The organism is Streptomyces sp. NPDC002276, from assembly GCF_053891435.1.
This window is the reverse complement of sequence record NZ_JBSFCQ010000015.1, coordinates 177,123-199,060: the sequence shown is the minus strand read 5'-3', so window position 1 is coordinate 199,060 and position 21,938 is coordinate 177,123. Positions and strand designations below refer to the sequence as shown.

Sequence of the window (21,938 nt, the reverse complement as noted above, 5' to 3'; positions counted from 1 at the left end):
CGGCTGGCTAGAAGGCGGCTTCGTCCAGTTCCATCAGGTCCAGCTCGACACCCTCGGCGACCTTGCGGGCCAGGGTCAGACCGGGCAGCACATTGGCCGCGAAGAACTTCGCAGCCGCGATCTTGCCGGTGTAGAACGCGCGGTCCTTGGCCGACGCCGTCTCCAGTTTCTCGACGGCGACCGCGGCACCCTTCAGCAGCAGGTAGCCGACGACGACGTCACCGGAGGCGAGCAGCAGGCGGGTGGTGTTGAGGCCCACCTTGTAGATGTTCTTGACGTCCTGCTCGGTGGCCGCGAGGTCGGTCAGCATCAGACCGACGATGGCCTCCAGCTCTACGGCCGCCTTGGCGAGGTGCTCACGGGCACCGGCCAGCTCCTCGCCGCCCGTGCCCAGCGCGAGGAACTTCTTGATGTCCTCGGCGAGGGAGTTGAGGGCCGCGCCCTGGTTGCGGACGATCTTCCGGAAGAAGAAGTCCTGGCCCTGGATGGCCGTCGTGCCCTCGTAGAGGGTGTCGATCTTGGCGTCCCGGATGTACTGCTCGATCGGGTACTCCTGGAGGAACCCGGAGCCGCCGAAGGTCTGGAGCGACTGGGCGAGCTGCTCGTAGCCCTTCTCGGAGCCATAGCCCTTGACGATCGGCAGGAGCAGGTCGTTGAGCGCGTGCTCGACCTTCGAGTCCTCGCCGTTCGCCTCCTTGACGGCGATCGCGTCCTGGATCGAGGCGGTGTACAGCACGAGCGCGCGCATGCCCTCGGCGTACGCCTTCTGCGTGATCAGCGAGCGGCGCACGTCCGGGTGGTGCGTGATGGTGACCTTGGGCGCGGCCTTGTCCATGAACTGCGCGAGGTCGGGCCCCTGGACGCGCTCCTTGGCGTACTCAAGGGCGTTGAGGTAGCCGGTCGACAGCGTGGAGATGGCCTTCGTCCCGACCATCATGCGAGCGAACTCGATGATCCGGAACATCTGGCGGATGCCGTCGTGCTTGTCGCCGATCAGCCAGCCCTTGGCGGGGTGGCGGTCGCCGAAGGTCATCTCGCAGGTGTTGGACGCCTTGAGGCCCATCTTGTGCTCGACGTTCGTCGCGTACACGCCGTTGCGCTCGCCCAGCTCGCCGGTCTCGACGTCGAAATGGAACTTCGGCACGAGGAAGAGGGAGAGCCCCTTGGTGCCCGGCCCGTGGCCCTCCGGCCGCGCGAGCACGTAGTGAAGGATGTTCTCCTCCATGTCGTGCTCACCGGACGTGATGAACCGCTTGACGCCCTCGATGTGCCAGGACCCGTCGTCCTGCTGGATCGCCTTGGTCCGCCCGGCACCCACGTCCGACCCCGCGTCGGGCTCGGTCAGCACCATGGTGGACCCCCAGGTCCGCTCCACGGCCAACTGCGCGATCTTCTTCTGTACGTCGTTGCCCTCGTCGTAGAGGATCCCGGCGAAGGCCGGACCGGAGGAGTACATCCACACGGCCGGGTTCGCGCCGAGGATCAGCTCCGCGTACGACCAGATCAGGGAGGGCGGAGCCGTCGTACCGCCGATGGCCTCGGGGAGCCCCAGCCGCCAGTACTCGCTCTCCATGAAGGCCTTGTAGCTCTTCTTGAAGGAGGCCGGTACGGGCGCGGTGTTCGTCTCCGGGTCGAAGACCGGCGGGTTGCGGTCGGCGTCGGCGAAGGACTCCGCGAGCTCGTTCTCCGCGAGCCGGGTCAGCTCCTCCAGGACGCTCTTCGCGGTGTCCGTGTCCATCTCCGCGAAGGGACCGGTGCCGTACAGCTTGTCGCGCCCGAGGACCTCGAAGAGGTTGAACTCGATGTCGCGGAGATTCGACTTGTAGTGCCCCATGGCGACGACTCCGTAAGAGATATGTGCAACGAGATGTGTATCGAGAGGAGTACTAAGCAGTAGCTACGATGATGCTACCCGTCGGTAATAAGACGCAACCCCAAGCCGTCCATCTGTGACTCAGTACTCTTGCGGGCATGTACGGCTACGACCAGAACGTGGGCGCTCAGCAGGGGTACGTCCCGCCCCAGCAGCAGATGGCCGGTGGCGTGGGCGGCTACGGCCAGCAGCCACCGCTCTACCCCGAGCCGTCCCCGCCCTCGCTGGCGGACGCGGTACGCGCGTTCACCACCGGGCAGATGGCCGCGGAGGACTTCCAGCAGGTCTTCGCGACCTCCAAGGTCTACTGTCCGCGCGGCGACAACCCGGGCTTCCTCGCACTCCACAACACCCAGCAACCGGTGATCCCGATGTTCACCTCGCTGAAGGAACTGCGCCGCTACGCGGGCAAGGAGTCCAAGTACTTCGTGATCACCGGCGCCGAGGTGATCGACCTGCTGCCGACGGGCTACGGCTTCGTCGTCGACATGGAGGGTGAGCACCGCATGGTGTTCGACGCGAAGGCGGTCGAGCAGATGGTGGAGTTCGCGATGCGCAGGATGTACGGCTGAGCGGCCGACCCGACCCAGTGGCTTAGTCGCTGAAGTGTCGGGCCCGATCCGACGAGATGTCGACCGGGTTCCCGGTGCCGCCGGGTTGTGCCCCGGTTGGCTGGAAGTGTGCGGTTCCGTCAGACAGCGGACGCGGCACACCGACGGGGGCCCGCATGGCGGCGGCACGGAACGTACTCATCACAGGCGGTTCGGCGGGGATCGGACGGGCGTGCGTACGGCGGTTCGCGCGCGGCGGCGACCACGTCTGGTTCACGTACCACTCGGGGCGCGAGCGCGCGGCCCGGCTGGTCGCCGAACTCGCCGGCACCGGCCGGCACCCGGCGCGGGCCTTCGAGTTCCGCCAGGGCGAGTGGCCCGACCACGAACGCCTGGTCGCGGAACTGCCCGGACCGGTCGACGTACTCGTCAACAACGCGGCGGTCGGCTCGAAGACCGTCGAGCAGTACGTCCCCGGACCCGGCCACACCCAGGACGCGGCGTTCCTACAGATCAACGCGGTCGGGCCGCTCTGGCTCACCGAGCAGCTGCTACCGGGGATGCGGGCGCGCGGACGCGGCACGATCGTCAACGTCGCGAGTGTCGGCGGGGGCGTGGCGCAGTTCCCGGGTTTCCGTGTCGCGGACGGCATGAGCAAGGCCGCCCTCGCCTACCTCACCCGTCACCTGGCCGCCGAGCTGGTCCACGACCCCGTCGACGTCGTCGCCGTCTGCCCCGGCGCGGTGGACACCCCCATGTTCGAGGCCAGCACCCTCGCGGGCCTCACCCCGCAGGAACGCGCCACCCTGGAAGCCACCCTCCCCCGAGGCCGCCTGATCGCCCCCACGGACATGGCCGACCTGATCTGGCACCTGACCGGCCCCCTCGCCACCCTCCTCCACGGAGCGGTGCTCGACGCGTCGATGGGGCTGGGGGTCCGCCCGGGGTTGCTGGGCGGGGTGGCGGAGGGGGCGGGGGTGGAGCGGTGAGGGCGAGTATCCGGTGGGGCGCGGGCGTGGTTGCCGGTGCTCGCGTGTCGGTCTCGGATTCCTGCCGCGGCACGCGCCGCGTGGTCGGTCGCCGTGGGTGCGTGACGGTCCGATCAGGCTCGGCTTCCGGCCGGGCCGTGCTTTGTGTGGCTGGTTCTTGTGGGGGTGGGGCTGTCCGGTGGGTCCCGGCTTCCCGCCGAGGCGCGGGACCGGTCGCCTTTCCTTGCGCGGCGGCCCCGATTTCCCGCCGACCCGCGCGTCGCGTCGCCGCTTCGCGTGGGGGCGGGGCCGTCCAGTCGGTTCCGGTTTCCTGCACGGGCGCGGGTCCGGTCGCCTTTCCTTGCGCGTCGGCCCCGATTTCCCGCCGGGGCGCGAGCCCGGTCGCCGTTCCTCGCGCGGCGGCCACCGCTCCCCGCCCGACCCCGCGTCGCGGCCCCGCTCCGCTCGCGCTCGGAGTCGGCTCGTGACCGCGGTCTCGCGACAAGCCGCCCGGCTGGTCGTCGGTTCGCCCGCCATCGCGGAGGCGCACTTCCGGGCGGAGGCGTTGCCGTATCACCCACGGCTGCGGCCCGACGGCTGGCTGAATCTCGGGACCGCGGAGAACCGGCTCGTCCAGGACCTGCACACCGAGCCGCCCCGCCCGCTCACCGCCCGCGACACCCGTTACGCGCCCCTGTACGGCACCCCGGAGCTGCGCGCGCATCTCGCGCGGCATCTCACCGTCCCGGGGGAGCGGCCGGTCGACCCCGAGGACCTGGTGGTCGTGGCCGGGGCGACCGCGGCCCTGGACGTCGTCGCCACCGCGCTGTGCGACCCGGGCGAGGCGATCGTCGTGCCCACGCCCTGCTACGGCGCGTTCGACACCGACCTCGGGGGCCGCTCGGGCGCCCGGCTGCTGCCCGCCCCACCGGACCCGGACGACGGCCACGGGCTCTCCGTACGCGCCGTGGACCGGACGCTCGCCGAGGCCCGGCGCGACGGCGTGGACGTACGGGCCGTGGCGCTAGCGTCCCCGGCCAATCCGACCGGAGAGGTCCATCCGGCCGCGCGGCTACGGGAGTTGGCCGAGGCCGCGGCCCACCACGGCGTGGACGTCGTCGCCGACGAGATCTACGCGGGCTCGGTGTTCGGGCCGCGCCCCTTCACCGGCCTGCGGACGGTCGCCGCCGACCCCGCCCGCACGCACACCGTGTGGGGCTTCGCGAAGGACTTCGGGCTGCCCGGCTTCAAGGCGGGCGTCCTGCACACCACCGACCCGGAGATCCGCGCCGCCGCCCGCGCCCTCGCCTACTTCGCCCCCGTCTCCACCCACACCCAGGCCCATCTCACCGCGCTCCTCGCCGACCCCGCCCGGGTGCACGCGTTCCTCGCCGAGAACCGCCGCCGCCTCGGTGCCTCGTACGAGCGCGCCGTAGCCCTGCTCGACGCCTTCGGCATCCCGTACGCCCCCGCGCAGGCGGGCTGCTCGATCTGGGCCGACCTGGGCGCCCACCTGCCCCACCCCGGCTTCGCGGGCGAACGCGCGCTGTGGCGGGAGATCCTCGACCGCACCCACGTCAGCATCCTGCCCGGTGAGGCCTTCCACGCCCCGCGCCCCGGCTGGTTTCGCGTCTGCCACTCGCTCGACGCGGCCGTCGTGGCGGAGGCCCTGACCCGCCTCGGCCACCTGCTCACCGAGAAGGCCGAGAAGGCCGAGAAGGCCGTAAAGAACGGAAAGGCCGAGAAGGGAGCACCCCATGACGACCCACGGCACCGACACCCCACCGGGCCCGCTCGACCGCTGGTATGAGCAGGCGGGCGTCCGCACCGGCACGCGCCGCGTGTTCCACGAGGAGACCGAGCGTGGCCGGGTCTTCTTCCCGGCCGCCCTGGTGCCGTACGCCCGCCACGAGGCCGTACGGGAACTGTCGCCCGAGCGGCTGCGCGAGCTGACCGTGCGGCACCTCTACCAGTTCCTGCTGTCGACGACCCACCTGGAGACCCGGGTCGTCAACACGGCCGCCGAGGCCGTCGCCAACGGCCGTACCGGACTCGACCTGCCCGCCGCCCTGCGCCCGGACGCCTTCAAGGTCTACTGCGACGAGGGCTACCACGCCCTCTACAGCCTCGACCTGGCCGACCAGATCGCCGCCGTCACCGGCATCGCGATACCGGACCAGGACTACGGCGGCTTCGTCGAGCGGCTACGGGCCTCCGCGCACCGCTCGCTGCCGGGCGCGCCCGCGCTCGCCGGGCTCCTCCAGGCGGTGGTGTTCGAGACCCTGATCACGGCCGTCCTGAACGAGGTGCCGGGCGACCCGTCCGTGGTCGGAGTGGTCCGCGACCTGCTGCGCGACCACGCCCGGGACGAGGGCCGCCACCACCGTTTCTTCTCCGCCCTGTTCCGGGAGGTGTGGGCCCACCTCTCCGGCACCGACCGGACCGCCGCCGCCCACGCCCTGCCCGAACTGATCCGGGCCGCCCTGACCTGGGACCTCGCCCCCGTCCGCACCTCGCTGCGGCTGGCGGGCCTCGCCCCCGACACCGCCCGCGAGGTCGCCGACGACTGCTGCGCGGCCGGCCCGGACCCCCGCCGCCTGAACGACACCGCCCGCTCGACGCTACGGCTCTGCGCGGCCGTCGGAGTCCTCGAACTCCCGGGCGCCCGCGAGCACTTCGCAGCCCACGGCCTCGGCGACGGCGATGCCGATGGCGATGGCGACGGCCACGAGGAGACCCCGTGAACCCGACCCCGGCCACAACCACCACGAGCCTCACCTACGGCACGTACCTGCGCCTGCCGCAGCTCCTCGACCAGCAGCTGCCCCTCGCCCCCGCCGCGCACGACGAGCATCTGTTCATCACCGTGCACCAGGTGCACGAGCTGTGGTTCAAGCAGTTGCTGGTCGAGCTCACGGACGCCCGCGACCGGATGTCGGCGGGCGAGAACGCCGTAGCCGTACGACGGCTGCGCCGCTGCCGCGAGATCGAGCGGGCGCTGCTCGACGCGCTGACGCTGCTGGACACCATGGCGCCGGACGACTTCCGGGAGTTCCGCGGTGCGCTCGGCACGGCCAGCGGCGTGCAGTCCGCGCAGTTCTACGAGATCGAGGTGCTCTCGGCGCGCCGGGACCACCGCACCCGCTCGATGCGCTGGCTGACGGCGGCCGAGAGGGCCCGCCTGGACCGGCGGCTGCTGGAACCGACGCTGTGGGACGGGTTCCTCGCGGCGCTGGCGGGCCTCCCGAGGGCGGACCGGGCCGCCGCCTTCCGCGGCGAGGGACCGTTCGGGGAACTCGCGGACGCGCTGCTCGGCCACGACGAGGGCTGGGCGCTGTGGCGGGCCCGGCACGTCCAGGTCGTGGAGCGGCAGATCGGCGGGCGGCGGGGTACGGCGGGCAGTTCGGGGGCCGCGTATCTGCGGGAACGCGGCGGGGAACGGTTCTTCCCGGAGCTGTGGGAGGCTCGGGGCGCCGTGCTGTGAGCCCCTGAAGTGCCCGCTGTGTGTGCCCGCCGTGCGGGTGGGTCGGGCGGGAGCCCGGAGGGAATGTCCTCCGGGCTTCTTCTGTTGTGGGGTAGCAGAAAGTTCAACGCTCAACTAAACTCGACGCACAAGGAGGTCCCGACATGCCTGCAGTGACCGTAGAGAACCCGCTGACCCTGCCCCGCGTGGCCGCGCCGGCCGACGCCGTGGCACGTCCCGTGCTCACCGTCACGACCGCACCCGGCGGTTTCGAGGGTGAGGGCTTCCCGGTGCGCCGCGCGTTCGCCGGGATCAACTACCGTCACCTCGACCCGTTCATCATGATGGACCAGATGGGCGAGGTGGAGTACGCGCCGGGCGAGCCCAAGGGCACCCCCTGGCACCCGCACCGCGGCTTCGAGACCGTCACCTACATCATCGACGGCGTCTTCGACCACCAGGACTCCAACGGCGGCGGCGGCACCATCACCAACGGCGACACCCAGTGGATGACGGCGGGCGCGGGCCTGCTGCACATCGAGGCGCCGCCGGAGTCGCTGGTCGTGTCCGGCGGGCTGTTCCACGGGCTCCAGCTCTGGGTCAACCTCCCGGCCAAGGACAAGATGATGGCCCCCCGCTACCAGGACATCCGCGGCGGCCAGGTCCAGCTCCTCACCACCCCCGACGGCGGCGCGCTCCTGCGTGTCATCGCCGGTGAGCTGGACGGCCACCAGGGCCCCGGCATCACGCACACCCCGATCACGATGGTGCACGCCACCGTGGCCCCGGGCGCGGAACTGACCCTGCCCTGGCGCGAGGACTTCAACGGCCTCGTCTACGTCATGGCGGGCAAGGGCTCGGTCGGCGCCGACCGCCGCCCGATCCACCTGGGCCAGACCGCCGTCTTCGGCGCCGGTTCCTCGCTGACCGTCCGCGCGGACGAGCAGCAGGACTCGCACACCCCGGACATGGAGGTCGTCATCCTCGGCGGCCAGCCGATCCGCGAGCCGATGGCGCACTACGGCCCGTTCGTCATGAACACCCGCGAGGAACTCCAGCAGGCCTTCGAGGACTTCCAGAAGGGCCGACTGGGCACCATCCCCGCCGTGCACGGGATGGGCGAGGGCGGCCTGTAAGCCTTCGCAGAGCTTTCGTAGCGCCTTCGTAGAGTGCTTTCGTAGAGCGGAACTTCCCGAAGCCCCGTCCTTGTCCGGACGGGGCTTTCGGCTTGCGGGTCGGCGGCCGGTCCGGGTCCTCCGTCCGGGTGACCCGGGCCCGGCCGCGGCATGAAGGCCCAGCTCATGGAAAGGGACGGGCTGAAAGTGGACGTCGAATGCAAGGAAGTCACCCGTGCGTATCCGCATGAGTCTGGCCGTCGCCCTGGCAGCCACCTGTCTCGCCCTGACCGGCGCGGCAAGCCCCACCCAGGCCCGTACCCCCGCCACCTCCACCCAACAAGTCGCGAGCGCCGCGTCGCATCGCGCGGACGAGAACTGCGGGGCCGGGGAGATCTGCTTCTGGCACGACAGGAACTACTCGGGCACCCCTGGCGGTGGACCCCCGGCTCCGGGTACCGCGACATGCCGTCCAACCTGCATGACCACGTGTACTCCTTCAAGGCCAACGCCAACGCCTGCTTCATCGACTGGAGCCCGCAGGAGAAGCGGCAGGTCCTCTCCGGCGACTACGCCCAGGCCTACGACACCAACTTCGGTACGCGGATCGACGCGGTGGGCCCCACCTGCTGAGTCCGTCACCCGGGCGGGCCGTCCCCACGGGACGGCCCGCCTTCCGCGTGTTCGGCTGGGACCGTGCAGCTGCTCCCGGACCCCGTACGACGCCTCGCCGCCTGGTGCGCCGTCGTCCTGCTCGTCTCCGGGGTCGTCTACGTCGGGATCCGGCTCTGCGTGGAGTTCAGGACCGCCGTCACGCCCGTGCTGCTCGCGCTGCTCGGCACCGCGCTGCTCGGGCCGCTGTACCGGCGGCTGGTGAAGGCCGGGGTCAACCGGTCCGTGGCCGCCGCCGTCACCTGTGTCGCGGTCGTCGCCGTGGTCGGCGGGGCCGTCTACATCGTCGTGGCCGCGCTGATCGACACCGGGGACCAGATCGTGTCCTCGCTCAAGAACGCGGCGAACTCCGTCTCCGACCACTTCGGGGCCGCCGGGACCTCACTGGACGACCTCGCCTCCAACGCCAAGGAACTGCTCACCAAGTTCGGCGGGACGGCCGTCTCGAACGTGATCAGCGGGGTCAGTGTCGTCGGCGAGACGATCGCCATGGCCGTCCTGGCGCTGCTGCTCGTGTTCTTCTTCCTGCGGGACTCCCACCTCGCGACCGGACTGCTGCGCTCGCTCGCCCCGCACGGCACCGCCGACCTCGTCGAGGCCATGGCCCGCCGGGCCTTCGAGGGCGTCGAGGGCTTCATGCGCGGGACCACCGTGATCGCCCTCATCGACGCCACCTGCATCGGCATCGGCCTGCTCGTGCTGGATGTGCCGGGTGCGGTGGGTCTCGCCGCGCTGGTCTTCGTCGGCGCCTACATTCCCTACCTCGGCGCGTTCCTGTCCGGCGCGGTCGCGGTGCTGGTCGCGCTCGCCGACCGGGGTGCCGTCATCGGCCTGTGGGCCCTCGGAGTCGTCCTCGCCGTGCAGGTCCTGGAGGGCCACGTGCTCCAGCCGATGATCCAGAGCCGGACCGTGCAGATGCACCCGGCGGTCGTGATGATCGCGATCACCGCCGGAGCCTCCGTGGCCGGCATCCTCGGCATGCTGCTCGCGGTCCCGCTGACCGCCGCCGCCTTCGGAATCGTCCACGAACTGCGCGAGCGCTACGGCACGACCGACCCCGCCGGGGAGCCGTCGCCGTCGCCGTCGGACTCGTAGAGCTCGAACCAGATGCTCTTGCCCTCGCCCCTCGGGTCCACGCCCCACGTCTCGGCGAGCAGCTCGATCAGCAGCAACCCGCGCCCGGAGGACGCCAGTTCACCGGGGTGCCGCTTGTGCGGGAGGTCGTCGCCGGCGTCCGTGACCTCGACCCGCATCCGCCGCTCACCGGGCTCACCGGCCACCTCGGCGGTCAGCAGGGCATCGGCGTCGGTGTGCACGAGAACGTTGGTGAGCATCTCGGAGACGAGCAGCACCGCCGAGTCGACCTGGTCGGCGCCGGTCCAGTCGTGGAGGAGTTCGCGCAACTGCTGCCGGGCCACCGCGATCCGCTCGGGCTCGGCCTGCGCGACCGTGAGGACCGTACGGCGGATCTTCGGCGGGTCGGTCACCGTGTCGCCGCAGCCGCAGCTCTCGCCCTCCCGGGACAGCAGGAGTACGGCGATGTCGTCTTCGCGGCGGTCGGCGAGCGGGCCGGTGGTGTGGTGCGAGGAGGGCCCGTGGACGGCCTGGACGAGCGCGTCGGCCAGTTCCTCCAGGTCGCCCTTGTGCTCCTCCAGGATGGTCCGGATGCGCTGCCAGCCGGTCTCCAGGTCGTGGCCGCCGGTCTCGATCAGCCCGTCGGTGCAGATCAGCATGGTCTCGCCGGGTTCCAGGGCGAGCGTGGTCGTCGGATAGTCGGCGTCCGGGTCGATACCGAGCGGCAGTCCGCCGGCCGTGGGCCGCATCAGCACCGTCCCGTCCGCCATGCGTATCGCGGGGTCGGGATGGCCCGCGCGGGCGATCTCCAGCACGCCGGTCTCCGGGTCGGCCTCGACGTAGAGGCAGGTCGCGAAGCGCGGGTCGGTGATCTCGGCGCCGCCGTTGGTGATGCCGTGCAGGAAGCGGGAGGCGCGGGACAGTACCGCGTCGGGCCGGTGCCCCTCGGAGGCGTAGGCGCGCAGGGCGATGCGGAGCTGCCCCATCAGCCCGGCGGCGCGCACGTCGTGCCCCTGCACGTCCCCGATGACGAGCGCGATACGCCCTCCCCCAGAGGGGGGACCCCCAGGCAGCGGGATCATGTCGTACCAGTCGCCGCCGACCTGGAGGCCGCCGCCGGTCGGTATGTAGCGGGCGGCGACGCTCATGCCCGGGATCTCAGGGCCCAGCGTGGGCAGCATCGAGCGCTGGAGGCCGTCGGTCAGCTCCCGTTCGGACTCGGCGACACCGGCCCGGGACAGGGCCTGGGCGAGCATCCGGGCGACCGTGGTGAGGACGGACCGCTCGTCGGGGGTGAAGGCGACGGGGTAGGTGAAGGCGGCCATCCAGGCGCCCATCGTGCGCCCGGCGACGGTCAGCGGCAGGAACGCCCAGGACTGCCGGTGGAAGTGCTGGGCGAGCGGCCAGGTGACCGGGTAGCGGGTCTTGTACTGCTCGGGCGTGGACAGATAGACGGCACGGCCGGTGCGGACGACCTCGGCGGCCGGATAGTCGGTCACCGTGGACATGTGCGAGAACGGGTCCTCGTCGCCCGGCTGATGCCCGTGGTGCCCGATGATCGTGAGCCGGTCGCCCGACACCCCGAACACGGCGAGGCCGTCCGGTGAGAAGCCCGGCATCGACAGGCCCGCCGCGACCCGCAGCACCTCCGCCGTGGACCGCGCCTCCGCGAGCGCCCGGCCCGCGTCCAGCAGGAACGCCTCGCGGGAGCGCCGCCAGTCACCGGTGACCGCCGTCCGTCCGGCGGGCGTGCCCGGCGTGGGCTCGGTGACCTCCTGGAGGGTGCCGATCAGCTCGAAGGACCGGCTCTCGGGGTCGTAGGACGGCTTGGAACGGCTGCGGACGGTGCGGATGACCCGGCCCCGCCCGTCCATGATCCGGATCCGTACCTCGGCGAGGGTGTCCTCGGCGACGGCAAGGCCGACGACCCCGGCGATCTCGTTCCAGTCGACCGGGTGGAGTCTGGCCCGGGTCTGGGCCTCCGTGAGGGTGGTCGGCTCGGCGGGCAGCCCGAGCAGCCGTGCGGCCTCGGCGTCCACCGTGACCAGCTCCGTGGCGGTGTCCCAATGCCACAGACCGGTCGCGAGGGCGGCGAGTACCTCCCCCACGGCGGGCAGGGGCTCACCAGTGCGCATTGCCCCACTCTAAGAAGGTGAGATCGAACCCTGCCACCGAGGGAGCCCCGAGTTAATGGTGGGGAGGCGCTCCATGGGTGGCCGGTACCCTTGGGGGGTCCGGGCTCCGGCCCCGGATGTTTCACGTGAAACACATGAAACAGACTCTGATCCGCGAAGGCTGGATGAACGACGATGCATCGGTACAGGTCCCACACCTGCGGCGAGCTCCGCGCCTCTGACGTCGGCACCGACGTCCGGCTGAGTGGCTGGCTGCACAATCGGCGCGACCTGGGCGGCATCCTCTTCATCGATCTGCGCGATCACTACGGCATCACGCAGCTCGTCGCCCGCCCCGGCACGCCCGCGTACGAGGCTCTCGACAAGGTCACCAAGGAGTCGACGGTCCGTGTCGACGGCAAGGTCGTCTCCCGGGGCACGGACAACGTGAACCCGGACCTGCCGACCGGTGAGGTCGAGGTCGAGGTCGGCGAGGTCGAGCTGCTTGGTGCCGCCGCCCCGCTCCCCTTCACGATCAACACCGAGGACGGGGTCAACGAGGAGCGGCGCCTGGAGTACCGCTTCCTGGACCTGCGCCGCGAACGCATGCACCGCAACATCATGCTGCGGTCCTCGGTGATCGCCTCGATCCGCTCGAAGATGGTCGCCCTCGGCTTCAACGAGATGGCCACCCCGATCCTCTCGGCGACCTCCCCCGAGGGCGCGCGCGACTTCGTGGTCCCCTCCCGCCTGAACCCGGGCAAGTTCTACGCCCTCCCGCAGGCCCCGCAGCAGTTCAAGCAGCTGCTGATGATCTCCGGCTTCGACCGCTACTTCCAGATCGCGCCCTGCTTCCGCGACGAGGACGCGCGTGCGGACCGCTCGCCGGGCGAGTTCTACCAGCTCGACGTGGAGATGAGCTTCGTAGAGCAGGAAGACGTCTTCCAGCCGATCGAGAAGCTGATGACGGAGCTGTTCGAGGAGTTCGGCGGCGGCCAGCCGGTCACCTCGCCCTTCCCGCGCATTCCGTTCCGCGAGTCGATGGTGAAGTACGGCTCCGACAAGCCGGACCTGCGCGCGAAGCTCGAACTCACCGACATCACGGACGTGTTCGAGGGCTCGGATTTCAAGGCGTTCAGGGGGCAACACGTCCGTGCGCTGGCGGTGCCGGACGTGGCGTCGCAGTCCCGCAAGTTCTTCGACCAGCTCGGTGACTTCGCGGTCACCCTCGGCGCGAAGGGCCTGGCCTGGGTCCGCGTCGCCGAGGACGGCTCGCTGACGGGCCCGATCGCGAAGTTCCTCACGGAGGAGAACGTCGCCGAGCTGACCAAGCGCCTGTCGCTGGCGGCGGGCCACGCGGTGTTCTTCGGCGCGGGCGAGTTCGAAGAGGTCTCGAAGATCATGGGCGCGGTGCGGGTGGAGGCCGCGAAGCGCGCCGGCCACTTCGAGGAAGGCGTCTTCCGCTTCTGCTGGATCGTCGACTTCCCGATGTACGAGAAGGACGAGGAGACCGGGAAGATCGACTTCTCGCACAACCCGTTCTCGATGCCGCAGGGCGGTCTGGAGGCCCTGGAGACCCAGGACCCGCTGGACATCCTGGGCTGGCAGTACGACATCGTCTGCAACGGCGTCGAGCTCTCCTCCGGCGCGATCCGGAACCACGAGCCCGACATCATGCTCAAGGCCTTCGAGATCGCGGGCTACGACCGCGAGACCGTCGAGGAGCAGTTCGCGGGCATGCTGCGCGCGTTCCGCTTCGGCGCTCCGCCGCACGGCGGGATCGCCCCCGGCGTCGACCGCATCGTCATGCTCCTGGCCGACGAGCCGAACATCCGCGAGACGATCTCCTTCCCGCTCAACGGCAACGCGCAGGACCTGATGATGGGCGCGCCGACGGAGCTGGACGAGACGCGCCTGCGGGAGCTGCACCTTTCGGTGCGGAAGCCGCAGCCGAAGTAGTAGGCGTTAGGCGTTAGGCGGGAGTTGGGGCTCGGAACCGGGATCGGTTTCGAGCCCTTTCGCTTGTGCACAGGATTCACAGCGCATTCTCATGTTCATGTCATGTTTCTTACCTCTACCTTCCGGGCCATGACGGATTCCCAAGTACCCGAAGCTCAAGTACCCGAAGACAGTGGACGGTTGGCGCGCCGTACGGTCCTGGTGGCGGGCGGCGTGGCGGTGACGGCGGTGGGTGCCGCCGGAGCGCTGTCGGCGAGCGCCTCGGCCGCGCCGGAGGAGGCGCCCCAGGACGCGCCCCAGGACGCCTGCTACACACTCACCTCCGAGCTGGTCGAGGGCCCGTACTACATCGACGCCGACAAGATCCGCCGCGATGTGACGGAGGACCAGGAGGGCATCCCCCTCACGCTGGCGTTGAAGGTGATCGACGCCGACACATGCAGACCGCTGCGCAACGCGGCGGTCGACATCTGGCACTGCAACGCGACCGGCGTCTACTCCGGTTACGAGGCGGGCGGCGGCGGTGGCGGCCCCGCCCCGACGGGCGCGCCGCCCTCCGGTACCCCGACCGGCACCCCGACGGGTGGCCCGCCGCCCGGTGGCGGCGGAGGCCACCAGGAACCCACCGACGACGACCGCTTCCTGCGCGGCACCTGGCACACGGACCGCCACGGTCAGGTCACGTTCAAGACGGTGTTCCCCGGCTGGTACCAGGGCCGTTGCGTCCACATCCACGTCAAGGTGCACGTCGACGGCGAGTGGACGGACGCGGGCTACGAGGGCGGCCACACCTGCCACACGGGCCAGCTCTTCTTCGACGAGAAGTCGGTCCTGGCGACGGCGGTCCTGGAGCCGTACGTCTCCAACACGGCGACCCGCACGACCCTCACCGAGGACGGGATCTATCCCCAGAACGGCCACGAGGGCGGCCTGCTCTACCTCAAGTACGACAGGCGCCGCATCGGCCGGGGCGTACGCGCGCATCTGACCCTGGCGGTGGAACCGGACGACACGAACGACGGCACGGGCGGCGGAGGAGGCCCGGCCCCGTCGGCTTCCGCGTCCGCCTCACCGTCGGCCACGACAGGCTGACGACCACCACATCGGCCTCGTACGCCCCTCCGGCACCCCACCATGGAAACCTCGCAGCGGACACACAGGAATATCGATGTGCCTGCACAGAGGCGGGGCGTGTCATGGACGTACGAGGCCGGAACCGCCCGGCCCGTTGACCGTGAAGGCCGGGAGGAAGCGATGGGATACGTCGTACTCGCACTGCTGTTGACAGCCGGGGCGGCGTTCGCCGTCGTCGCGCAGCGCCGCTCGCACCAGCCGCGGGCCCTGTCCGACCTCGACGCGGAGGTCGAGGCCAGCGGCTGGGTACTGCGGCTCGGCGCGGGCCTGTCCGTCCCCGAGGCGAGGATCTGGGCGGGCGCGGGCGAAACAGCGACGCGGGCGCTGACGGCCGCGGCGGAATGCCACCGGGCCGCGGGCGCCCAACTGTCCGCGGCCCACACGGCGGACGAATACGCCCAGGCGACCCGCACGGCTCAGGAGGGCCTGGCCCACATCGCCACGGCACGCGCCGCTCTGGGGAGCGGGCCGGTACTGGCGGACTCGGCGGCGTAGGAGATCGGGCCGGTCAGCCGCGCCGCTGCCACCAGCGGCGTCGGCGGGGCGGGGCGTCGGCTGCGAGTGCGTGCAGGGCTCGTCGTACGGCGTCGAAGGTGGCCACGGGATGGTGGCCGAAGCCGTGGTCGTCGCGCGGCAGGGCGACGCCTACGCAGACCAGTTTGAAGCTGTCGCCCTCCAGCGGGACGGACATGAACACCGGGGCGCCCACGCACCCTTGGGGCAGCAGGCCGCCCCAGCGGACGGTCCCGTCGTCCGCGCGGGCGAGTTCACCGACCACCGCGGCCTGATCGCGGGCACCGTCGTCCGGATTCACGTCATGACCGAGGACGTACGCTACGACAGGTTCGGCGCCGATCCGCGCGATGTCCTCGTCGCGGGCGGCGATGCCGTCGGTTATCTCGTCGGTGTTCCAGCGCCAGCCCTTGCGGTCGGCGTACGTGTGCAGAACGGCCGCGGGCATCACCGCGACGCCCAGATCCCCCAGGTGGATCCAGCCCTCGGCGAAGTCGGTGAGCATCAGTTTCCCGGCGCTGGGAGCGGGGTCGCACAGGGCCGGCCGTATGGTCACCTCGGCCAACTCGACACCCCGGGTGAGTTCCCCGGCCGTCACGAGGAACTGCCGGATCACGTCACCGTCCGGTGCGCTGTCGACAAGCTCGTTGAACCAGAAGAACGTCCCGTGACTCCCCTTCCGGCCGATGGCCTCCTGGAAGGGAAGTGTCGCGCCACCGACACTTCCGACGATGGCGTCGACGGTGGCTTCGTGAAGACTGGGCAGTTCAGGCATGCGGTGGAGCCTATGCGCTGACTGTCAGCCCCGACGACGGGTTATGCACTGGGCTGGTCGGCCTCAGGCGCCTCGACGAACAGGTCTTCGGCAGTGGAGGCGGTCAGGGAGCGGTCGAACCAGAGGGTGAGGGTGTCGAGGTCGGTGCAGGAGGTGATGCGGTCCCGGATGTCCTCGGGGACGTCGATACCGTGCTTCTCCAGCACACGCAGGATCAGCGAGGCGCGATCCTCGGTCTTGCCCTCCAGGTACTTCTCCTCGAAGAGCGTCCCGTGGCCCGGGAAGTGGGTGATGACGTTCGACATCAGCTCTCTCCATTTCTTCTTGGCCGGAGTGTTCTCCAAGCCGACTTCCGTTACCTCGAACCAATACGCCGTGGTACCTGAGTCGAATGACAGGAGTCCGCGGGCCAGCGTCTCCAGTATGGCGGGCGCTCGCCGGTCGTCGCTATGGACGATGGCCGAGAGCACGGAGAGCGCCGGTTGCCGGGCAACCGTCGACTCGTCGGTGATCACCGGGACGGTGCCCGGCCCCAGCACGAACGGGCGCGTGACCTGGGTCGGCCATGGACCGACGGCGCACTCGAAGGGACCGGCTGCCCACTTCGCCGTCGACCGGTCCCGGCATACGGCCACCAGCAGCACCGGCATGTCGTACTTCGCACTGAGGTGGGCCACGTAGTAGGCCCAGCTCTTCGCCTTGTCCGGGTCCTTCTTGGTCTGGGACTCGATGGCGAGCAGGAAGCTCTCGCCCATGGCGGGTTCGAACTTGAGCACGGTGTCCACCCGGCGTTCCAGGGGCCGGATTTCGGTGGCGTCGGGCGTGATCGAGCCGAAGTCCGACTTCGCGGGCGGCGGGATGCCCAGCGATTCGAAGACGAGGGTGAGGGCCTCCGGATGCTCCTGGAAGAGCCGGTGGGTCGCCTCGTGGGTTGATGTGACCATGTGCGCAACCTAGGTGGATCAAGGACGGGGATGTCCGGTCGAATGGGTGACGTTCACTCTTTCGAGGGGCGGAGGAACGTTCAGGCCGCCGTGGTCAGTTCGCACCAGACGTACTTGCCCTTGCTGCCGTTCTTGGGCAGTGGCTGCCAACCCCACTGGTCCGCGCAGGCCTTGACCAGGACCAGGCCGCGGCCGCCCTCCGGGTCCAGGTGCTTGGTCAACTCCCGCGGTGGCTCCGGGGGTTCGGGGTCCGTGTCCCAGGCGCCGATGCGGAGAGTGCCGGGTTTCCAGGTGATCCGGAGGATCGCGGGGCCTTTTGTGTGGCGTACGGCGTTGGAGATCAGCTCGGTTGCCAGGAGTTCGGCGGTGTCGACCAGGGCGATGAGGCCGTGCATCGTCAGGATCAGGCGGAGGGTGCGGCGGCTGACGGTGACGGCGCGGAGGTCGTGGGGGATGGTGAGGGTGTACTCCCAGGGGGCGGCTGGTACTTCGGTTTCGGGCATGCGTGACTCCTGGTCAGGGAGGGGGAGTTGGCGGGTCGACGGTGGCTTGTCGCGGCCGGCATGGCATGGCGGGGCGGTGCGCTTCCGGGGCCCGGGTTCCGCAGGGTGTGCGGTGCGTCACCGACGGTAGGGCATTAATTTGCTCCGCCGCAAGCGGCTTGCGTAGTCTGACCCCGCAAGAGGGAAGCTGCGAGCGCCAGTTGAGAAGGGGCCACCATGCCGCCGAGGGTTCGGCCGACTGTGCGTCAGGTGCGGGTGGGCACCGAACTGCGCAGGTTGCGGGAGGCCGCGGGGATGACCGCGCGAGAGGTTGCTCAGTTCCTGGGGTCGACCTCGGCCCAGATGAGCCACATCGAAGCGGGTGTCGGTGGGGTCAGTGGGGAGCGTGTGCGCATGCTCGCGGCGCATTACGCCTGTGCGGACGCCGAGTTGGTCGACGCATTGGTGGAGATGGCGACGGATCGCACGCGGGGGTGGTGGGAGGACTACCGGGACGTGCTGCCACCCGTGTTCTGCGACCTGGCGGAGCTGCAGGATCGCGCGGCGTATCTCCAGGAGATCGCTACGGCACATGTGCCGGGGCTGCTGCAGACCGAGGAGTACTCGCGGGCCGTGTTCGCCTACTGGCGCCCGGAACTACCCAAGCCCGACATCGAGTTGAGGGTCGAGCACCGGTTGCGGCGCAGGGAAGTCCTAGGGGCCGTTCCCTACCTGGCGGTACTCCACGAACCCGTGCTGCGTACGAGGGTGGCCGACAGGCGGGTTGCGCGGGCGCAGCTCGACGTCGTGCTTGAGCTGTCGGACAGGCCGGGAGTCACCGTGCGGGTGATCCCCTTCGATGTGGACGGCTTCGCGGGCGCGAGCGCGGAGTTGCTGTACATGGGCGGTCGCGTGCCGGCGCTGGACACGGGGCAGAGGGATACCGCCCACGACACGGCGTTCGTGGATGCGCCTGCGCAGTTGCTGGCCATGCGAACGCTCTTTCGTAAGGTGGAAGCAGTCTCCCTGGACCCGTCCCGGTCCCGGGCCTACATACACCGCATGGCCAAGGAGCTGTGAGACATGATCCAGTGGCAGAAATCCAGCTTCTCCAACGGGAACGACGGCGCCAACTGCGTGGAAGTGGCCGCTTCCGAAGGTGAACTCCTTCTCCGCGAGAGCGACGACCCCACTCGAATACTCCTCGTCACATCGACCGGTCTCGCCGGACTCCTACGCCGTCTCGGAGCCGACCCGCGATAGCTGAAGGAGCTGTGAGACGTGATCCAGTGGCAGAAGTCGACCTTCTCCAGCGGAAGTGACGGGGCCAACTGCGTGGAAGTGGCCGCCTCTGAAGGTGGGTTGCTGCTCCGGGAGAGCGACGACCCTGCCCGAATACTCGCCGTCTCCTCCACCGGGCTCGCTGCCCTCCTCCGTCGCCTGCACGGGCCCCCCACCCCCCTTCAAAAAGCGTGACACTCTCCCGCCAAAGCGACACACTTTTTTTCGGGTGCCCCTGGGGTGGGCACCCCCCGTCCCGAAAATCTTCGCAACCGCGGCAACCTTCCTGATCTCCACGGCCACTGAGGAGTCGTAACCCCCTCGCCGCACCAAAGGACTCCCCCGTGGCCACGCCTTCCCCCTCTCACCGCCGCTCCCTCCGCAAGCGCCGCACCCTCGTCGTCACCGCTGCCGCAGCCGCCGCAGGCATCGGTGCGGGCATTCTCGTGCTCAACGCGAACGCCGCCAGTACCAGCGTCGACCTGTACCACCAGACCCTCGCCGCCAAGGACGGCTGGGCCTCGTCCGGGACCGGGACCACCGGGGGCGCGAAGGCGGACGCCGCGCACACCTTCACCGTCAGCACCCGCGCCCAGCTCGTGAAGGCGCTGGGGTCGGCCAGTGACACCACGCCCCGGATCGTGAAGATCAAGGGCACGATCGACGCCAACACCGACGACTCGGGGAAGAAGCTGAGCTGCGCCGACTACTCGGCGGGGACCGGGTATTCGCTGTCCGCCTATCTCAAGGCCTTCGACCCCTCCACCTACAAGACCTCCAAGCTGCCCTCCGGTACGCAGGAGAAGGCGCGGGCCGCCGCGCAGGCCAAGCAGGGGAAGAACGTCATCTTCCGGGTGCCCGCCAACACGAGCGTCGTGGGCGTGCCCGGCACCAACGCCGGGATCACCGGCGGCATGTTGCAGATCCAGGGCGTGGACAACGTCATCGTGCGGAACCTCACCTTCGCCGCCACCCAGGACTGCTTCCCGCAGTGGGACCCGACGGACGGGGACAGCGGGAACTGGAACTCGCAGTACGACGCCGTGACGCTGCGCGGTGCCACGCATGTCTGGGCCGACCACAACACGTTCACCGACGCGCCCGGCCTCGACACCTCCGACCCGACGTACTACGGGCGCCAGTACCAGATCCACGACGGCGACCTCGACATCACCAAGGGTTCGGACCTGGTGACCGTGGAGCGCAACCAGTTCACCAACCACGACAAGACGATGCTCATCGGCAGCAGCGACACCGACAGCGTCGGCAAGCTGCGCGTCTCCATCCACCACAACGTGTGGAAGGGGATTGTGCAGAGGGCTCCGCTGGCTCGGATCGGGCAGATCCACATCTACAACAACTTCTACGACACCACGAACCTCAACGGGTACGTGCTCCAGTACAGCGTCAACTCGCGGGCCAAGGCGCAGGTCGTGGCCGAGGACAACTACTGGAAGATTCCCGCGAGTCAGAAGGTCGGCAAGTTGTTCAGCGGGGACGGCACCGGGTCCATCGCCGGTGGCGGCAACCTCGTCAACGGCACCGCCACCGACCTCGTCGCCGCCTACAACGCCGCCAACTCCAAGAAGCTGAAGACCACCGTGAACTGGACCCCGACCCTCACGGCCGGCCTGGAGACCTCCGCCAAGAACCTCCCGACGGAGCTCGCCACCACCACCGGGGCCGGGGTGCTCAAGTAGCGGTCGCGCGCTTCGGAGCCGCAACTTCCCTTACCGACAGGGAAGTTGCGGCTCAGCTGTCGTACGTGCCGTCCCACGGCGGCCCGAAGGCGTGCCGGTCCGGGTACAGCTCGGCCCAGCTGCCGTCCTCGTCCTCCTCGACCAGCAGGCCGAACAGGACGCCGTCCACGGTGCGTTGGAAGGGGCGCACCGCGATGTCGGTGTAGCTGCGGCGGGGGAGGGCGCGGAGCAGTTTCGCCAGGTGGATGCGGGCCTGGGAGAGGACCGACCCGTCGCCGTGCGGGGCGCGCTGCTGCTCGGCCCAGGTACCGGCGCACCAGATCTCCGAGTCGCGGTAGCGCCCCGCGGCGTCGAAGGTGTGGAGCACCGTGTAGAGACGTTTCTGCTCTTCCCAGCCGTCGCCGGGACGGAAACCCTGGGGGAACGCGTAGGTGACCGACGCCAGGAACTGACCGTCCGCGTAGCGGCCGACGGCACCGCTGCGCTGATTCGGGTCGTAGGCGATCGGGATGACCTCGGGGACTGCCATGGCGGCACCTTACGGGTTGGCGCGAACACGTCTACGTCGGGGTCCGTCACCGAGCCCGCATGACCTCGCTGAGTTGACCCGGGGTCAATGGTGGCACCGCGAGGGGACGCGCCGCACCAGCCCGCAGACCGTCGAGGAAGAAGCCCAGGCAGCGGCGCCAGGCGTCGGGCGCCGTCGCCATCGACTCGCGGATCACCTGGGACATCGCCCAGATCAGGGTGACCAGGTCCTCCGGCTCGAAATCGGGGCGCAACTGCCCGCTGTCCCGGGCCCGTTCGATGATCTGCTCCGCGCGCCGGAAGCCCTGGTGACAGGCCTGTTCGACCTCTCCCGCCGCCCGGAACCGCTGCGCCAGCGCGTCGTTGAGGCCGTGGTCCTCGGCCTGTAGCGCGAAGAGTCCCTCCAGGTACCCGACGAACCCGTCCCAGGGGTCCGGGGCCGCCAGCGCCGAGTCGATGATCCGCTCCAGCGCGGCCAGCCGCTCCGGGAAGATCGCGTCCCAGAACGCCTCCCGGGTCGGGAAGTGGTTGTACAGCGTGCCGATGCTGACCCCGGCCCGCCGGGCGATCTCCTCCAGCGACGCGTCGAGCCCACGCTCGCCGAACACGTCGGTGGCGGCGGCCACCAGTTTCGCCCGGTTGCGCGCGGCGTCGGCCCGTAGGGGCTTGGGGGCGGGGGTGGGGGCGGGCTGGTGCATGACGCCATCATACGGAACTTGAGGTGAGCCTCAGGTTCCGTGCTACGGTCGGAAATGTAAGTTGAGGTGCGCCTCAAGTTAGCCGTGTCCGTGA

At 70.1% G+C, this 21,938-nt stretch carries 22 protein-coding genes; 15 read left to right on the top strand and 7 right to left on the bottom strand.

Features of this window, described 5'->3' with window-relative positions:
• Positions 1 to 7 precede the first annotated feature (7 nt).
• Positions 8 to 1,834: an acyl-CoA dehydrogenase gene (locus ACWIHT_RS33190; RefSeq protein ID WP_456172000.1), complete on the bottom strand. Its 1,827-nt coding sequence runs from the start codon at positions 1,832 to 1,834 to the stop codon at positions 8 to 10.
• A gap of 137 nt (positions 1,835 to 1,971) precedes the next feature.
• Between ACWIHT_RS33190 and ACWIHT_RS33185 the strand changes: the two genes are divergently transcribed.
• The 8 genes from ACWIHT_RS33185 (at position 1,972) to ACWIHT_RS33150 (ending at position 9,737) form a co-directional block, all read left to right on the top strand.
• Positions 1,972 to 2,445, top strand: a complete 474-nt coding sequence (locus ACWIHT_RS33185) for an SseB family protein (RefSeq protein ID WP_019073480.1) — start codon at positions 1,972 to 1,974, stop codon at positions 2,443 to 2,445.
• Positions 2,446 to 2,600: 155 nt separating this feature from the next.
• Positions 2,601 to 3,413, top strand: a complete 813-nt coding sequence (locus ACWIHT_RS33180; RefSeq protein WP_456171998.1) for an SDR family NAD(P)-dependent oxidoreductase — start codon at positions 2,601 to 2,603, stop codon at positions 3,411 to 3,413.
• 463 nt (positions 3,414 to 3,876) lie between these two features.
• A complete protein-coding gene (locus ACWIHT_RS33175) occupies positions 3,877 to 5,202 on the top strand; it encodes an aminotransferase class I/II-fold pyridoxal phosphate-dependent enzyme (RefSeq protein ID WP_456171996.1) in 1,326 nt (441 codons plus the stop codon).
• Entirely contained in the window at positions 5,150 to 6,136 is a 987-nt protein-coding gene (locus tag ACWIHT_RS33170; RefSeq protein ID WP_456171995.1) for a diiron oxygenase, read from the top strand. Before ACWIHT_RS33175 ends, ACWIHT_RS33170 begins: the two co-directional genes overlap by 53 nt.
• A complete protein-coding gene (locus ACWIHT_RS33165; protein ID WP_456171994.1) occupies positions 6,133 to 6,876 on the top strand; it encodes a tryptophan 2,3-dioxygenase family protein in 744 nt (247 codons plus the stop codon). The genes ACWIHT_RS33170 and ACWIHT_RS33165 overlap by 4 nt, the downstream gene beginning before the upstream one ends.
• A gap of 143 nt (positions 6,877 to 7,019) precedes the next feature.
• Entirely contained in the window at positions 7,020 to 7,991 is a 972-nt protein-coding gene (locus tag ACWIHT_RS33160; protein WP_456171993.1) for a pirin family protein, read from the top strand.
• 444 nt (positions 7,992 to 8,435) lie between these two features.
• Positions 8,436 to 8,603: a hypothetical protein gene (locus ACWIHT_RS33155; RefSeq protein ID WP_456171992.1), complete on the top strand. Its 168-nt coding sequence runs from the start codon at positions 8,436 to 8,438 to the stop codon at positions 8,601 to 8,603.
• A gap of 63 nt (positions 8,604 to 8,666) precedes the next feature.
• The gene (locus ACWIHT_RS33150; RefSeq protein ID WP_456171991.1) at positions 8,667 to 9,737 is read left to right on the top strand and encodes an AI-2E family transporter; all 1,071 of its coding nucleotides are present in this window, start codon (positions 8,667 to 8,669) and stop codon (positions 9,735 to 9,737) included.
• On the opposite strand, the gene ACWIHT_RS33145 is transcribed toward ACWIHT_RS33150, so the two are convergent.
• Complete coding sequence (locus tag ACWIHT_RS33145; RefSeq protein ID WP_456171990.1) at positions 9,683 to 11,851, bottom strand: SpoIIE family protein phosphatase; 2,169 nt, start codon at positions 11,849 to 11,851, stop codon at positions 9,683 to 9,685. The genes ACWIHT_RS33150 and ACWIHT_RS33145 overlap by 55 nt on opposite strands.
• A gap of 174 nt (positions 11,852 to 12,025) precedes the next feature.
• Here ACWIHT_RS33145 and aspS point away from each other — a divergent pair, with 174 nt between their 5' ends.
• From aspS to ACWIHT_RS33130, 3 genes are all read left to right on the top strand, one after another.
• On the top strand, positions 12,026 to 13,789 hold the full coding sequence (gene aspS / locus ACWIHT_RS33140) for an aspartate--tRNA ligase (protein WP_456171989.1): 1,764 nt from the start codon (positions 12,026 to 12,028) through the stop codon (positions 13,787 to 13,789).
• Positions 13,790 to 13,918: 129 nt separating this feature from the next.
• Positions 13,919 to 14,881 carry an intradiol ring-cleavage dioxygenase gene (locus tag ACWIHT_RS33135; RefSeq protein WP_456171988.1) on the top strand — a complete coding sequence of 321 codons (963 nt, stop codon included), beginning with the start codon at positions 13,919 to 13,921 and terminating at the stop codon, positions 14,879 to 14,881.
• A 162-nt stretch (positions 14,882 to 15,043) separates the two neighbouring features.
• Positions 15,044 to 15,418 (top strand): hypothetical protein, encoded by a 375-nt coding sequence (locus tag ACWIHT_RS33130; protein WP_456171986.1) that lies wholly within the window; start codon positions 15,044 to 15,046, stop codon positions 15,416 to 15,418.
• Positions 15,419 to 15,431: 13 nt separating this feature from the next.
• On the opposite strand, the gene ACWIHT_RS33125 is transcribed toward ACWIHT_RS33130, so the two are convergent.
• The 3 genes from ACWIHT_RS33125 to ACWIHT_RS33115 all read right to left on the bottom strand — a co-directional run bounded on the left by ACWIHT_RS33125 (position 15,432) and on the right by ACWIHT_RS33115 (position 17,658).
• The gene (locus ACWIHT_RS33125; protein ID WP_456171985.1) at positions 15,432 to 16,211 is read right to left on the bottom strand and encodes a hypothetical protein; all 780 of its coding nucleotides are present in this window, start codon (positions 16,209 to 16,211) and stop codon (positions 15,432 to 15,434) included.
• A 41-nt stretch (positions 16,212 to 16,252) separates the two neighbouring features.
• Positions 16,253 to 17,155: a hypothetical protein gene (locus ACWIHT_RS33120; protein WP_456171984.1), complete on the bottom strand. Its 903-nt coding sequence runs from the start codon at positions 17,153 to 17,155 to the stop codon at positions 16,253 to 16,255.
• An 80-nt stretch (positions 17,156 to 17,235) separates the two neighbouring features.
• Positions 17,236 to 17,658 (bottom strand): ATP-binding protein, encoded by a 423-nt coding sequence (locus tag ACWIHT_RS33115; RefSeq protein ID WP_456171983.1) that lies wholly within the window; start codon positions 17,656 to 17,658, stop codon positions 17,236 to 17,238.
• Positions 17,659 to 17,874: 216 nt separating this feature from the next.
• Between ACWIHT_RS33115 and ACWIHT_RS33110 the strand changes: the two genes are divergently transcribed.
• From ACWIHT_RS33110 to ACWIHT_RS33095, 4 genes are all read left to right on the top strand, one after another.
• Positions 17,875 to 18,717, top strand: coding sequence for a helix-turn-helix domain-containing protein (locus tag ACWIHT_RS33110; RefSeq protein WP_456171982.1), 843 nt, complete (start codon positions 17,875 to 17,877; stop codon positions 18,715 to 18,717).
• Between the two features lie 3 nt (positions 18,718 to 18,720).
• Positions 18,721 to 18,900, top strand: coding sequence for a DUF397 domain-containing protein (locus ACWIHT_RS33105; protein ID WP_456171981.1), 180 nt, complete (start codon positions 18,721 to 18,723; stop codon positions 18,898 to 18,900).
• An 18-nt stretch (positions 18,901 to 18,918) separates the two neighbouring features.
• Positions 18,919 to 19,113, top strand: coding sequence for a DUF397 domain-containing protein (locus tag ACWIHT_RS33100; protein ID WP_456171979.1), 195 nt, complete (start codon positions 18,919 to 18,921; stop codon positions 19,111 to 19,113).
• A 149-nt stretch (positions 19,114 to 19,262) separates the two neighbouring features.
• Positions 19,263 to 20,618, top strand: a complete 1,356-nt coding sequence (locus ACWIHT_RS33095) for a pectate lyase family protein (RefSeq protein WP_456171978.1) — start codon at positions 19,263 to 19,265, stop codon at positions 20,616 to 20,618.
• Between the two features lie 52 nt (positions 20,619 to 20,670).
• On the opposite strand, the gene ACWIHT_RS33090 is transcribed toward ACWIHT_RS33095, so the two are convergent.
• Positions 20,671 to 21,147, bottom strand: a complete 477-nt coding sequence (locus tag ACWIHT_RS33090; RefSeq protein ID WP_456171977.1) for a hypothetical protein — start codon at positions 21,145 to 21,147, stop codon at positions 20,671 to 20,673.
• Positions 21,148 to 21,193: 46 nt separating this feature from the next.
• Positions 21,194 to 21,844, bottom strand: a complete 651-nt coding sequence (locus tag ACWIHT_RS33085; RefSeq protein ID WP_456171976.1) for a TetR/AcrR family transcriptional regulator — start codon at positions 21,842 to 21,844, stop codon at positions 21,194 to 21,196.
• Positions 21,845 to 21,938: the final 94 nt, after the last annotated feature.

Excerpts from the sequence above, each read along its gene's own strand:
- ACWIHT_RS33110 (WP_456171982.1), top strand. The coding sequence starts at position 17,875 with ATGCCGCCGAGGGTTCGGCCGACTGTGCGTCAGGTGCGGGTGGGCACC.
- ACWIHT_RS33190 (WP_456172000.1), bottom strand. The coding sequence starts at position 1,834 with ATGGGGCACTACAAGTCGAATCTCCGCGACATCGAGTTCAACCTCTTC.
- ACWIHT_RS33125 (WP_456171985.1), bottom strand. The coding sequence starts at position 16,211 with ATGCCTGAACTGCCCAGTCTTCACGAAGCCACCGTCGACGCCATCGTC.
- ACWIHT_RS33170 (WP_456171995.1), top strand. The coding sequence starts at position 5,150 with ATGACGACCCACGGCACCGACACCCCACCGGGCCCGCTCGACCGCTGG.
- ACWIHT_RS33185 (WP_019073480.1), top strand. The coding sequence starts at position 1,972 with ATGTACGGCTACGACCAGAACGTGGGCGCTCAGCAGGGGTACGTCCCG.
- ACWIHT_RS33085 (WP_456171976.1), bottom strand. The coding sequence starts at position 21,844 with ATGCACCAGCCCGCCCCCACCCCCGCCCCCAAGCCCCTACGGGCCGAC.
- ACWIHT_RS33115 (WP_456171983.1), bottom strand. The coding sequence starts at position 17,658 with ATGCCCGAAACCGAAGTACCAGCCGCCCCCTGGGAGTACACCCTCACC.
- ACWIHT_RS33090 (WP_456171977.1), bottom strand. The coding sequence starts at position 21,147 with ATGGCAGTCCCCGAGGTCATCCCGATCGCCTACGACCCGAATCAGCGC.
- ACWIHT_RS33145 (WP_456171990.1), bottom strand. The coding sequence starts at position 11,851 with ATGCGCACTGGTGAGCCCCTGCCCGCCGTGGGGGAGGTACTCGCCGCC.
- ACWIHT_RS33105 (WP_456171981.1), top strand. The coding sequence starts at position 18,721 with ATGATCCAGTGGCAGAAATCCAGCTTCTCCAACGGGAACGACGGCGCC.
- ACWIHT_RS33160 (WP_456171993.1), top strand. The coding sequence starts at position 7,020 with ATGCCTGCAGTGACCGTAGAGAACCCGCTGACCCTGCCCCGCGTGGCC.
- ACWIHT_RS33155 (WP_456171992.1), top strand. The coding sequence starts at position 8,436 with ATGCCGTCCAACCTGCATGACCACGTGTACTCCTTCAAGGCCAACGCC.
- ACWIHT_RS33130 (WP_456171986.1), top strand. The coding sequence starts at position 15,044 with ATGGGATACGTCGTACTCGCACTGCTGTTGACAGCCGGGGCGGCGTTC.
- aspS (WP_456171989.1), top strand. The coding sequence starts at position 12,026 with ATGCATCGGTACAGGTCCCACACCTGCGGCGAGCTCCGCGCCTCTGAC.
- ACWIHT_RS33135 (WP_456171988.1), top strand. The coding sequence starts at position 13,919 with ATGACGGATTCCCAAGTACCCGAAGCTCAAGTACCCGAAGACAGTGGA.
- ACWIHT_RS33120 (WP_456171984.1), bottom strand. The coding sequence starts at position 17,155 with ATGGTCACATCAACCCACGAGGCGACCCACCGGCTCTTCCAGGAGCAT.
- ACWIHT_RS33180 (WP_456171998.1), top strand. The coding sequence starts at position 2,601 with ATGGCGGCGGCACGGAACGTACTCATCACAGGCGGTTCGGCGGGGATC.